The 12239-nt window shown below is 56.5% G+C and carries 12 protein-coding genes; 7 read left to right on the top strand and 5 right to left on the bottom strand.

The annotated features are described in order from the left end of the window. Positions 1–330: 330 nt before the first annotated feature. Positions 331–2121 (top strand): aspartate kinase, encoded by a 1791-nt coding sequence (locus ACGY09_RS02350; RefSeq protein WP_397570327.1) that lies wholly within the window; start codon positions 331–333, stop codon positions 2119–2121. A 255-nt stretch (positions 2122–2376) separates the two neighbouring features. After that, positions 2377–3264, top strand: a complete 888-nt coding sequence (locus tag ACGY09_RS02345) for a YihY/virulence factor BrkB family protein (RefSeq protein ID WP_397570326.1) — start codon at positions 2377–2379, stop codon at positions 3262–3264. Between the two features lie 111 nt (positions 3265–3375). Here the strand turns inward: ACGY09_RS02345 and ACGY09_RS02340 are convergent, their stop codons facing one another. From ACGY09_RS02340 to ACGY09_RS02330, 3 genes are all read right to left on the bottom strand, one after another. Continuing rightward, on the bottom strand, positions 3376–3714 hold the full coding sequence (locus ACGY09_RS02340; protein ID WP_397570325.1) for a transporter: 339 nt from the start codon (positions 3712–3714) through the stop codon (positions 3376–3378). Positions 3715–3852: 138 nt separating this feature from the next. Next, complete coding sequence (locus ACGY09_RS02335; RefSeq protein WP_373651694.1) at positions 3853–5211, bottom strand: DUF1501 domain-containing protein; 1359 nt, start codon at positions 5209–5211, stop codon at positions 3853–3855. A 155-nt stretch (positions 5212–5366) separates the two neighbouring features. After that, the gene (locus ACGY09_RS02330; protein WP_397570324.1) at positions 5367–5696 is read right to left on the bottom strand and encodes a TfoX/Sxy family protein; all 330 of its coding nucleotides are present in this window, start codon (positions 5694–5696) and stop codon (positions 5367–5369) included. Between the two features lie 260 nt (positions 5697–5956). On the opposite strand from ACGY09_RS02330, the gene ACGY09_RS02325 reads away from it, so the two are divergent. The 5 genes from ACGY09_RS02325 (at position 5957) to ACGY09_RS02305 (ending at position 10102) form a co-directional block, all read left to right on the top strand. After that, positions 5957–6355 (top strand): heavy metal-responsive transcriptional regulator, encoded by a 399-nt coding sequence (locus tag ACGY09_RS02325; RefSeq protein WP_397570323.1) that lies wholly within the window; start codon positions 5957–5959, stop codon positions 6353–6355. Between the two features lie 39 nt (positions 6356–6394). Beyond that, positions 6395–8623 (top strand): nitric-oxide reductase large subunit, encoded by a 2229-nt coding sequence (locus ACGY09_RS02320; RefSeq protein ID WP_397570322.1) that lies wholly within the window; start codon positions 6395–6397, stop codon positions 8621–8623. Next, positions 8620–8814, top strand: a complete 195-nt coding sequence (locus ACGY09_RS02315; protein WP_397570321.1) for a DUF542 domain-containing protein — start codon at positions 8620–8622, stop codon at positions 8812–8814. The genes ACGY09_RS02320 and ACGY09_RS02315 overlap by 4 nt, the downstream gene beginning before the upstream one ends. 32 nt (positions 8815–8846) lie before the next feature. Further along, on the top strand, positions 8847–9179 hold the full coding sequence (locus ACGY09_RS02310) for a cupin domain-containing protein (protein ID WP_397570320.1): 333 nt from the start codon (positions 8847–8849) through the stop codon (positions 9177–9179). Positions 9180–9385: 206 nt separating this feature from the next. After that, positions 9386–10102 carry an MOSC domain-containing protein gene (locus ACGY09_RS02305; RefSeq protein ID WP_397570319.1) on the top strand — a complete coding sequence of 239 codons (717 nt, stop codon included), beginning with the start codon at positions 9386–9388 and terminating at the stop codon, positions 10100–10102. Positions 10103–10135: 33 nt separating this feature from the next. On the opposite strand, the gene ACGY09_RS02300 is transcribed toward ACGY09_RS02305, so the two are convergent. Both ACGY09_RS02300 and ACGY09_RS02295 read right to left on the bottom strand, forming a co-directional pair. Continuing rightward, the gene (locus ACGY09_RS02300; RefSeq protein ID WP_397570318.1) at positions 10136–10483 is read right to left on the bottom strand and encodes a DUF488 domain-containing protein; all 348 of its coding nucleotides are present in this window, start codon (positions 10481–10483) and stop codon (positions 10136–10138) included. Positions 10484–10652: 169 nt separating this feature from the next. Further along, positions 10653–11879 (bottom strand): zinc-dependent alcohol dehydrogenase, encoded by a 1227-nt coding sequence (locus ACGY09_RS02295; protein WP_397570317.1) that lies wholly within the window; start codon positions 11877–11879, stop codon positions 10653–10655. Positions 11880–12239: the final 360 nt, after the last annotated feature.

Raw genomic sequence — 12239 nt, 5'->3', positions numbered from 1 at the left:
CGTTGAATGATTTATAGACATTGATTTATGCGAGGCTACCCTTGTCAGAAAGGGGCTGTCAAACGCACTCACGGAGCAATGGACGCCAGACGACAACCTGGCTGCAGAAGACCACGCGTTGTCCCAAGGCAGTCCGTTGGTGCTGTCAGCGAAGACGACGCGTTCATCACCGTCGGTCAATGCCCTGAAAAGGCGGAATCTCGTCGCTGTGGAAAACTTCTGCTATTCTATCGGGCTTCATCGGTGCGCCAGAACGACGGGGTTCACTCGAGGTTGTGCCCGGTAAGGGAAGAAATAGTCGTAATCGGATACTTTTTTCGGAAGATTCACGTGGCGTTGATCGTACAAAAATTCGGTGGCTCCAGTGTCGCGGATGCTCAAAGAATCATGTCCGCAGCCAAGCGGGCTGTAGACGCGAAACGAGCCGGCAACCAGGTTGTGATGGTCATTAGTGCTCGTGGAGACAAAACGGACGAACTGATCGACCTCGCCCGCCAAGTCAGTGAAGTTCCGCCTCCACGGGAAATGGACATGCTGCTGGCGACCGGTGAGCAGGAATCTGTCGCCCTGGTCGCTATGGCGGTTCAGGCCTTGGGTGAACCGGCCATCAGCCTGACCGGTTACCAGATCGGTATCCTCACCGATTCGACCTATACGAAGGCACGAATTCGCGAAATCAAAACAGACCGCATGCGGAAAGCCCTTGCCGAAGGGAAGATCGTCGTCGCCGCTGGCTTTCAGGGGATCGATGACGACTTCAACATCACGACCCTGGGACGGGGCGGAAGTGATACCACCGCGACGGCGCTGGCGGCGGTGCTGGAAGCGGATGTTTGTGAAATCTATACCGATGTCGAAGGGATCTTCACGACCGACCCGCGGATGATTAAGGATGCTCGCAAGCTTCCCCGGATTTCATACGACGAGATGCTGGAACTGACCAGTCTCGGCGGCGGAAAGATGCACTCGCGTTCCATCGAGTTTGCCAAGAAATACCGTGTCCTCCTGCAGGTGCGGCCTGCCTACACGGACGGCGAAGGAACACTCATCGCACCGCCTCAAGAAGGCACCGTTCCAATGGTGACCGGCGTGGCTCTCGTCAAGAGCGAGGCGATCGTGAATCTGCGTCAGCTCCCCGACCGCCCTGGGGTGCTGGCAACTCTGTTTACCAAGATGGCCGAACGTCGGATTCCGATCGACATGGTGATCCAGGACATCGCCGAAGAAGGGATCGCCGAGGTCACCTTCACCGTTCCGCAGGACGATCTGGCCGAAGCACTCACCGCGGCCGAACAGGCTGTACGGGCCTTGGGATTCGGGGAAGTCCATCACGGCACAAACGTCGCGAAAGTCTCGGTTGTCGGTGCGGGAATGCGAACCCACACCGGCGTCGCAGCTCAGATGTTCAAATCGCTTTCGGATTCGGGCGTCAACATCCAGATGATCACGACCAGTGAAATCAAGATCTCGGTCCTGGTCAACCGCGACCAGCGTGAACAGGCACTGAAGTCCGTTCACGAAGGGTTCCAACTGGATCAGGAAATCTCGACCCCGCCTGCAATCGGCTTTGCACAGATCGGAAAACCCAAGTCGCACGTTTCGCGTGATGAACTCGAACGAGACGTCGTTTCCCGACTGGCCAGCATGGAAGACATCGTTGTCAGTGAGGTTCAACTCGACACAAACCAGTCCCGGATCACGGTTCGCAATATTGCGGATCAGCCTGGAGTGGCTGCCGAAATTTTCGCGGCGGTCGCCGAAGGTGGCGTGATGGTCGACCTGATTGTGCAGAATATCGGACACGGTCATCAGGCCGATATCTCGTTCACCGTCCCGCGAACGGATCTGGAACGCTGTCTGCTATTACTGCGTGAACTGGTCGAGCGATGGCCGGGGACCAACGTCAGCTTCGAGAAAGAAATCGCCATGCTTTCAGTCATGGGGATTGGACTGCGAAGTCATACTGGCGTCGGCGAGAAGATGTTCCGCGCGCTGGCTTCCGCGGCTGTGAACATTCAGATGGTCAACACCAGTGAGATTCGAATCAGTGCGGTCGTGGCTCCCAAGGACGCCACAAAAGCACATACTGCCCTGCTGAATGTTTTTGGCCGGGAACACTGAGAGTTCCGGTATCGCTGAAGCCGATTTCACGGGATCCTGCAGTCGATTGCGGGGTCCCGTGATTTCATAAAAGCCGTCGGCAGAGGTGAATTTCACTGTCTCAGACCTGCAGCAGTCCAGTTACCGTGATTACCGCATCCTCAACATCGAGTCTGGCTCCGTTTGCTGTCACCGACGATGGACTTGGCCGCATTCACTGACGAGTCGTTTCAGAAAGTGTTACCGCGAGGAATTACGGCAGGAGACCGAACGACCATGTTTCACTTCCTCTGGCGACTCGTATCCGGCTCCATGTCCGAATTTGTCAACGACCGTGGTGCCCGTCTCGGAGCGGCCCTGGCGTTCTACTCAACCTTTTCCGTTGCACCGTTGCTGGTGATCTCAATCGGTATTGCCAGTCTGTTTTTCGGAGCCGATGCCGTCCAGGGACAGCTCAAACAGCAGTTGGATGGACTCGTCGGTGAAGACAGTGCCGAGGGGATCCAGGCCATGATCACTGCGGCGAGTAAAGAAAAGCATGTTGGCCTGGTCTCTTCGATCCTCGGGGTCGTCGCGCTGCTATTTGGAGCGACAGGAGTCTTCGTCGAGCTCAAAGATTCGATGAATACGATCTGGGGAGTGAAAGTGAAACCCGGCCTGGGAGTTTGGGGACTGGTGAAAGACCGGGCCCTTTCGTTTGCCATGGTCCTGTCAATCGGCTTTCTGCTGCTAGTTTCCCTTTGCCTCAGCACCCTGCTGTCGACCATCAGTCACTGGATCGATGTGCCCGTGTTGTCGCCGCAGATTGTCGATTACGTCAGCTCTTCTGTCGTGATCCCGATACTGTTCATGTTCATTTTCAAGTTCCTGCCGGATGCGCACGTGAAATGGCAGGATGTCTGGATCGGTGCCATTGTGACGTCGTTGCTCTTCACATTCGGCCGGTACTTGATTGGATTGTACCTCGCGAAAGCGGCAGTCTCGTCGGCGTATGGGGCGGCCGGATCGCTGGCTGTGTTTCTGTTGTGGACATATTACTCGTCGCAGATCCTGTTTTTCGGTGCGGAGTTCACGCAGGTGTATGCCCAGTTGAGAGGTCATCACATTGTTCCCACTGAACATGCTGTCACGGCAGAGCCTGAAGAACAGCCGGATGGAACTTGAGAGAAGTCTCGACTCTGAGTCGCTGCTGTCGAGTCAATCGCTGCAGTCGAGTCGCGACCGGCCCGGTTGATTTATCACGCTTCTGGAGGGCCCTGCAGCACGAACGATTCGTCAGGAAAAACGCGTTAAGAGAAGGAGCGCGCCGACGGCCATTACCAAGCCGACGATCTCAAGTGAACTGAGACTTTCCTGAAAGAAGACGACTCCCATCGTGGTCAGCAGGAGAACCATTGAGACAGAGTAGACCATGCTGACGGTCGCGAGCTTGAGGTGCTTCATCACGAACAACCACCCAAAGGCGGTGGATGCGTACAAAACGAAACCGACGTAAAACCAGGGGGATCGGAGGGAATCCTTCTGCTGGCTCGCCAGTTTCAGAAAGTAGTCCCCACAGACTCCGACAATGCTGAAGGCCAGAGTGACGATGATCGCCAGGTTCGACTGTTGCATTGGTCACAGTTCTGTGAGGAGACTGTTCTGCTACGGGCGATGAGTACTGAAGCTCTCAAAAAACATCGGGAGCCTCGTGAATCAGAGTTCGTACGAAGCGCTCTGCTTAGAGGGAACGATTTCTCGCTTCCCGTGAAACTATCCCACCAGTTCTGGAATCGGGCGATGGCCGTCGATCAGGTAGCGTGGTCGTCCCCCCGGATCGCGTACAGTGGCGGTTTCGACATCCACCCCCAGATTGTGATAGAGCGTCGCGAGAACTTCGCAGTAATGGACAGGGCGCGATTGAGCCGACTCAGCGAGCCGGTTCGTTGATCCGATCACTTGCCCCGTTTTCATCCCCCCGCCAGCCAGCAGTGCACAACTGACCTGCGGCCAGTGGTCGCGGCCAGCGGTTGCATTGATGCGAGGTGTTCGTCCAAATTCACCCCATGCGACGACACTGACGTCATCGGCCATCCCTCGCTCGTGCAGGTCGTCGACGAGAGCCGTAATTGCCTGGTCGAAGACAGGGAAGACCTTCCTTCCGAATGCAAAGTTGGAACCGTGCCAGTCAAAATCGGCGAACGAGACGGTCACGCAGCGGACACCCGCTTCGACCAGTCGTCGGGCCATCAGGAATCGCGACACGAGCGCCCGGTACCCCAGGTTAGAGTAGGGCAGAATCTGAAGATCATCTGCGCCGTATCGTTCGCGGACCTTGGGGTCTTCCCGGTCCAGGTCCAGTGCCTGCATCACACGACTGGAAGTCAGGACGTCGAGTGCCTGATCGACATGGGTTTCCATGCCGCCGATATGGCGGTGCGCATCTGCCTCGTGGCGGAAGCGATCGAACGACGTTAGCAGCATCCGGCGATCATCCATCCGTGGTGCCAGACTTTCGTTGAGCACCATGTTGGCACGCGTGTCGCCATCAGGCCGGAAGGGCTGGTGGACTGATCCCAGGAAACCCGGTCCTCCCACGTTATAAGGGAGATGCTGCATCATGTCCGAGAGATCTGCGACGGCAGGAACCGCTCGATGTGTCTGTCCCTGCAGGGCCGAGATCATCGAACCAAAGTGGGGTGCTCCTCCGGGAATTTTGTTTCCGTAGGGGGCCCCGGTAACGCACAGGTTTGAGGCGTGGGCACCATCGGACCCGACAAGTGACCGGATGATCGCAAACTTGTCCATCCGCTGAGCCAGTCGGGGCATCAGTTCGCAAATTTCGATCCCCGGGACCGAGGTCGCAATCGGATCAAACTCTCCCCGAACTTCCGCAGGGGCATCCGGCTTCAGGTCATACATGTCCTGGTGGGGCGGGCCCCCCGGCATATAGATCATGATCGCACTGCGTTGACGGGAGGTCGAAGGCTGATTGCCGCTCGAAGAATGTTCCGCTTGTAACAGGCGGGGAAGTGTCAATCCCCCCATGAAGAGACCGCCGACCTGGAGGAAGGAGCGGCGCGTGACTTTGTCACAAAAACGCGAGATTCGGGGGCCCGTCAATGTCAACATCAGCAACTTCTCCAATCGCAGGACATCAGTTGTATCACCGCATAATACATCAACCGTCGTTTACGGGAAACGTTCGTCGGCAAAAAACCAGCCCGCCTCTCTTTGTCCTTGCGAATGGCGTTGTTCGTCTCCCCTGGGGATTCGCCGGAACGCGACTATTTCTTCGGCAGTCTCTTCACAACGGATGTCGCTCGATCAATCCACCCCTTCAATTGATCGTCGTCTTCGACCGCCGGCGGTTCGACCAGGACCCAGTTCCGCATTCTCTTGCCAGTGATATCGAAAGGACGAACAAACGGCTCCCGAAGTGCCAGTTCTGACTCCTCTCTACCAAGCCGTGCAATCAGACAATCCTTTCGAACGCCGGTGAGCAGGTTGCCGTTCAGCAGGAAGCACAGGCAGCCGAACATTTTTTTCGGTTCGATCCCCTTTTTACGAGCAAGCATGTTCCGGATACGACTCGCAAGAATTTCATCGTAGGCCATGAATACTTCCAAAAGATACGACGCATCTGGTGATCGAGTGACTCGACCCTCCCTGTTTGAGCAGGGCAGGGGCGGAAGCTATTTATGGTCTGAGTCGTGAGCGGGAATGGGATATTGAGTTCACGTATCGTACAGTTCGCGGCAGCGGGCGTCTTTCGAATTTGCTTCCCTGATTTGTGCCTTGACTTTGGAGTATACTCGAGAGTGTAAGATCTCGACCTCAATTGAGGTCCGCCCGGGGGTCTACGAAGGGGCTGTCGATGAAAGCGATGAAAATTGGCGAGATCGCCAGACTCTCGGATACAGGGATCGACACGATTCGGTTCTATGAACGGCAAGGTCTGCTGCAGGAACCCGAACGCCGTCCGTCCGGCTACCGACTTTACTATGAGAGAACTGTAGAGCGGCTGAAGTACATCAGGCGCGCGAAGGACCTGGGGTTCACGCTGGCCCAGATACGCGAGTTGCTCGACCTGTCGTTCGTCAACCCTTCCTGCTGCGAGCAGATACGCCAGCGGGCCGAAGCGAAAGTTTGCGACATCGAGGAGAAGATCCAGTCACTTCAGCAGATGAAACGTTCACTCAGCAAGATTGTGAAACGCTGCCGTGGGAATGGAACCTCCCACGATTGCCCACTCGTTCATAAGTCAGTCGAATGAGCTCAGTCACCGACAATAGACCTCCAGCAGGGGCTTTTCATGAAGCGATTGTGGACCGCATTTATCCTTGTCATGGTTCTCTCCTTTCTCGTGCTCGGCTGGATCGGGACTCGCATTTACCAGGAGATGCCCCCGATTCCGTCCAAAGTCACCACGACAGAGGGCCGGCCGCTGATCGACGAAGGTGAAATTCAGGCGGGGCAGGGTGTCTGGCAGTCACTGGGCGGGATGGAAGTCGGTTCGGTCTGGGGGCACGGAAGTTATGTGGCACCCGACTGGACTGCGGACTGGCTCCATCGCGAGGCGGTATTCATTCTTGACCGCTGGGCCACTGCGGACTTTGGAGCCCCGTTTGCCGACCTCGACAGTGAAAAACAGGCTCAACTTCAAGGACGGCTCGCGAAGATCATTCGGACGAACACCTACGATCCGTCGACCCAGACCATCCTCATTGATCCTGTTCGAGCGGAGGCGTTTGAATCGAATCTTGCGCATTACTCGGACGTGTTCATCAATGGTCGAGCCGACTACGCCATCCCCGCGGGAGCGGTGAGCAGCCCGGATCGCCTGCGGAAACTCGCGGCATTCTTCTTCTGGACATCGTGGGGAGCCAGTACGAATCGTCCGGATCAGGACGTGACGTTCACAAACAACTGGCCCTATGAACCACTGGTCGGCAATCGTCCAACCGGCGATACGGTTGTCTGGACTGGCGTGAGCATCATCATGCTGCTGGCGGGGATTTCGGCCATGGTCTGGTGGCACGCGGCCAAAAAGCACGAAGAGGAAGTGACGCCATTGCCTGAAGCGGACCCCCTCGGTCAATGGGTCGCCACCCCCTCACAGCAGGCGACGATCAAGTACTTCTGGGTCGTCTCGGCTCTGATTCTCGTGCAGATGCTGCTGGGGGTTGTCACGGCCCACTATGGGGTGGAGGGGGATGGTTTCTACGGGATTCCCCTGTCGGAGTGGCTGCCGTATAGCGTGACTCGAACGTGGCATATTCAGATGGGCTTATTCTGGATTGCCACAGCCTGGCTGGCGGCGGGATTGTTCATCGGACCTCTGGTCAGCGAACACGAACCACCGGGACAGCGATTGGGCGTGAACATTCTGTTCGCAGCGCTATTGCTGGTCGTGGTGGGGTCGCTGACGGGTGAACTACTGAGCGTTCACAATAAACTCTCGGACACCGTGTCGTTCTACTTTGGTCACCAGGGATATGAGTACGTCGATCTGGGGCGCGTCTGGCAAATCGCACTATTCGCAGGTCTGCTGCTGTGGCTGGTCCTGATGATTCGAGTGCTGCTTCCGGCATTGCGGCGAACAGGCGAGCAGAAACAACTGGTAACGTTGCTGGCAGTAGCCAGCGGCGCGATCGCTTTATTTTACGGCGCGGGGCTCACTTGGGGGCAGCATTCGCACCTGTCGATGGTCGAGTACTGGCGGTGGTGGGTCGTGCACCTCTGGGTGGAAGGCTTTTTTGAGGTCTTCGCCACGACCGTGATCGCCTTTTTCTTTATGCGCCTCGGCCTGGTTCGACCCGGCATCGCTGCTGCCTCAGCCTTATTGTCGGCAACGATTTTTCTTTCGGGGGGCATTATCGGAACTTGTCACCATCTGTACTTTTCCGGAACCCCTACGGTGGCGCTCGCCTGGGGATCCGTGTTCAGTGCCCTGGAGGTCGTACCCCTCACACTGCTGGGGTTTGATGCCATGGAAGACCTGCGTCGGTCACGGCTGACGAAATGGGTGGGACAGTACAAATGGCCGATCTACTTCTTCGTGGCGGTTGCCTTCTGGAACATGATCGGTGCGGGCTTGTTTGGATTCATGATCAACCCGCCGATTGCCCTTTATTATATGCAGGGGCTGAATACCACGCCGCTGCATGGACATGCCGCTCTGTTCGGTGTCTATGGCATGCTTGGGATCGGACTGATGCTGGTCTGTCTTCGAGCGTTGATTCCGGGGCGCGAATGGAATGACGGGTGGCTTCGCTTCTCTTTCTGGTCGCTCAACGTTGGGCTCGCAGCAATGTGTCTGCTGAGTCTGTTGCCCGTGGGGCTGATGCAGACCTGGGCCTCTGTCGAACACGGGTACTGGTATTCACGTAGCGCCGAATTCATGCAAACCGAACTCATGCAGTGGCTTCGCTGGCTGCGTGTTCCCGGTGATACGGTCTTTTTCCTCGGCGCCCTGGCTCTTGTCTGGTTCGTCGCAGGATTGAAGACAGGCCATTCATTCCGGAAGGCGGAAACTCCATGACATCCTGTGATCTCGATACTTCCGTGCCAGACTGGATTATTGAGCATCCCGAAACACTGACTGTGTTTCAGAAACTGGGCATTGATTCTTCCTGCGGCGGAAAGTCGCTCAGATACGCGTGTCAGCAGGAAGGGCTCGATGCCTCAGTCGTCCTGGCAAAGCTGAATCAATGTCTGAGCAGCGATCAATGAGCCCGATGCAATTGCTTTGAATAAGGAGATCGATGATGGCGATATCTCATGCACACCCGGGCGAAGTCATTAACGTACAACCTCTCGGGAAAGAGCTGGCAGCTTCTCAGACACGGACGTTATTCAAGTCAGACAATATTGAAATCATTCGTCTGGTCATGGCGGCGGGTAAGGTGCTGGCAGAGCACAAGGCTCCGCGAGACATCACCCTACAGTGTCTTGAAGGGGTGATCGCCTTCACCGCAATGGGAAAAGTTCAGCAGCTCTCGGCGGGGCAGATGCTTTGTGTCGCCGCCGGAGAACCCCATTCCGTGGAGTGTCTTGAACCCGCGTCGTTTCTGTTGACACTCTATGGTCCCAAGTGAAGGAGTCGACCGATTGAGGTTCTCTCTGTTCACGAAGCTGAGTATTACTTATTTGGTATAGTGTACCTCTCGACGGGATCGGACTGGAGGCACCAACTTTCACTCCTCGGGTTCACCGACCTTGATACACTATGGTGCAGGGTCGCTCGTGGTGACACGGGTACTGTGTGACAAATGCCGTCCAAGCGTGTTCAGGGACTTAAGGCATGACAAGGCCCGTGCTGCAATCGATCCAGGTCGGGTTACCTCGGAAAATGGGGCTCGAGGGTGCCACTGATCCCATGGACCGACCGTGGACAAGCGGATTTCAAAAGTCCCCGGTTCCCGGTCCGGTTCGAGTTGGCAGCACGAACGTGGAGGGAGACGGTCAGGCGGATCTCGAACACCACGGGGGGCCCGACAAGGCTGTTCTGGCCTATTCCGCAGATCACTATGCGCAATGGCGGCAGGTCCTCCAGAAGCCGAATCTTCCCTTCGGCGCATTCGGAGAAAATTTCACGATCGCGGGATTGAATGAGACAACCGTTTGTGTGGGAGACATCTGGCAACTGGGTGACGTTCGACTTCAGGTTTCTCAACCCCGGCAGCCCTGTTGGAAACTGGCCCGACGCTGGCGGATCAAGACACTGGCGCTGCAGGTTCAAGAATCGGGCCGTACCGGCTGGTACTTTCGAGTTTTGACGGAAGGGATGATTACCCCTGGATTGGGATTTCATCTCCAGGACCGGCCGTATCCGGACTGGACGATCGAACGGTCCAACCGAATCATGCACTTTGAAAAAGATGATCTGCGAGCAGCGGCTGAGCTTGCCGCGCTGGCTCCGCTGGCGACAAGCTGGAAATCCACGCTGACAAAGCGAGTCGAGAAAAATGCGAACCCCGATCCCAGCAAACGCTTGATCGGTCCGAACGACCATGGATGATCGTCGCGCTACGATCAACATCCAGTCAGGTGTCTATCGGTGTTTCTCGAGGAAGTCTCTCAACGCGATCGCGCTGTTGTGCTCCTGGTCATGAGACGAATACACCAGGGTGACCGCACCCTCCTCAGACTTCGCTCGCAGGGTCTCCAGCGGCGTCTGGTTTTGTCTCAGTTCCGCCCAGTAGCGTTGACGGAATTCGTCCCACTTCGCCGGGTCGTGCCCAAACCATTTGCGAAGTTCCGTGGTGGGAGCAATTTCTTTAAGCCACAGATCGATTGCCCCCTTCTCCTTGCTCACCCCTCTCGGCCAAAGTCGCTCAACGAGAATGCGTGTTCCATCCTGACTGGATGGTTCGTCGTAGACACGTTTGAGAAAGATCATCACTCGCATCCCAGTTATCAGTTCAGTGCGGGGCACTTTCTCGGTTCCTGCTGCAGGAAAAACGAGGTACCGAGAAAGTACTTCCCCCGCAGTGCTGAGTCTATGCGAGTCTGCAGTCCTCTCCTGTGGGCAAGAATATGCACTTCGAGCAGTTCTGCCCGCCACTTCCCTAAGCGGTGACAGGAAGGCTGAGTTCGACTTTGATCCAGCCTGCGTTTCGCTTGTCAAATTCCTTGTAGGCTTGCAGGACGTTGGTCAGCGGTTCATGTCGTGCGGGAAGGACGGTAAGTGGATCGAGTCGTTGAGAGCTGACCATTTCGACAAGTTTCGGCAGGTACTTACGGTGAGGACAGTTTCCCATCTGGATCGTGATGTTTTTGTTCATCGCAATACCGATGTTGAAGAACTGCGCTGTCTGAGGGTAGACCCCGACGATGGAGAGGGTTCCAGCCTTGGCGATCGATTTCACGGCCCAGTCCAGTACCTGGGACGGGGCATTACCGGGGATCCAGTTGTCGCCGTCTGGCCTCTGGCGCGGAGCGACTTCAGCGACTTGCTCCCGATGTCGGGTTCGTTCCGAGGAAGGGAGCCACGAGGCGATCAGTCCTTCTTCCGGAGCGACGGCATCGACGCCTACCGCGTCAATCACTCGCAGTGCTCCAATGCCGTTTGTTTGCGAGAGAATCGAATTGACGGGATCGGCCTCATTAAAATTGATGGGGATCGCACCGAGTTTTTCGGCCGCTGCAAGTCGGTCGGGCAGAGAATCGATCGCGAAGATCTTACCGGCCCGCATGAGTTTTGCGCTGGCAATGCTGAAGAGGCCCACCGGGCCGCACCCATAGACGGCAACACTGTCCCCCGGTTTGATCTCGGCGATGTCCGCAGCAAAGTAGCCTGTCGGAAAGATGTCCGAGATCAGGATCGCCTGATCGTCACTGACATTCTCCGGCAGTTTCACCAGTCCCGCGTCCGCAAGCGGCACGCGCGCGAACTCGGCCTGCAGTCCATCGAAGGGGCCGGTGGTGGCGGGGCCACCGAAAAAGGCCGTTCCCGCCTGCTTTCCATGCGGATTCGCATTATCGCATTGAGAATGATACCCCGTCTCACAGTATGAGCAGTGTCCACAGGCAATCGTGGATGGGATGACGACACGGTCGCCGACCTGCATGTCGACCACGTCGCTGCCGACTTCTTCGATGATGCCAACCCCTTCGTGGCCCAGGATTGTGCCTGGTACCATGCCCGGCATTGTTCCACGGATCATGTGCAGGTCAGTGCCGCAGATGGCGCTCGCGACAAGTCTGACAATGACGTCCGTTGGTTCTTTGATTTTGGGTTCGCCGACGGTTTCAAGGCGAACATCTCCCACACCGTGAAATACTACAGCCTGCATTTTAAGAGATCTCCTGAGGAAGACTAAGGAAGCGAGGTGCCGCACGCACGGATCAGCGCGTGTGACGACGATGGATCATGCGGCTCCGAAGTTCATCTATGGACGCGGAAACGCAGAGGCGGACTTTGGGGGACAGCTCCGCAATGCTGCAGATGGCCCCTGCTGCTACAGGGGAATGTCGGGGACTTATTCACCGGAGCCAAAACATGCCAATATGGTTGTTGTTCATTCAATTCGACTGAGCGGTTACCAACCTGAGATCAACTCTAATCAGCTCATTCACACAATTGATCCGTAGACGACTCCGGCGAAAGGGCGCCTAACCCTCTCTGGAAGATCGCGTTACCAGATTCACTATTG

This window comes from Schlesneria sphaerica (genome assembly GCF_044336245.1).
GTDB classification, from domain to species: domain Bacteria; phylum Planctomycetota; class Planctomycetia; order Planctomycetales; family Planctomycetaceae; genus Schlesneria; species Schlesneria sphaerica.
Note: the sequence above shows the minus strand (reverse complement) of the source record. Positions and strands in the feature narration are given on the sequence as shown.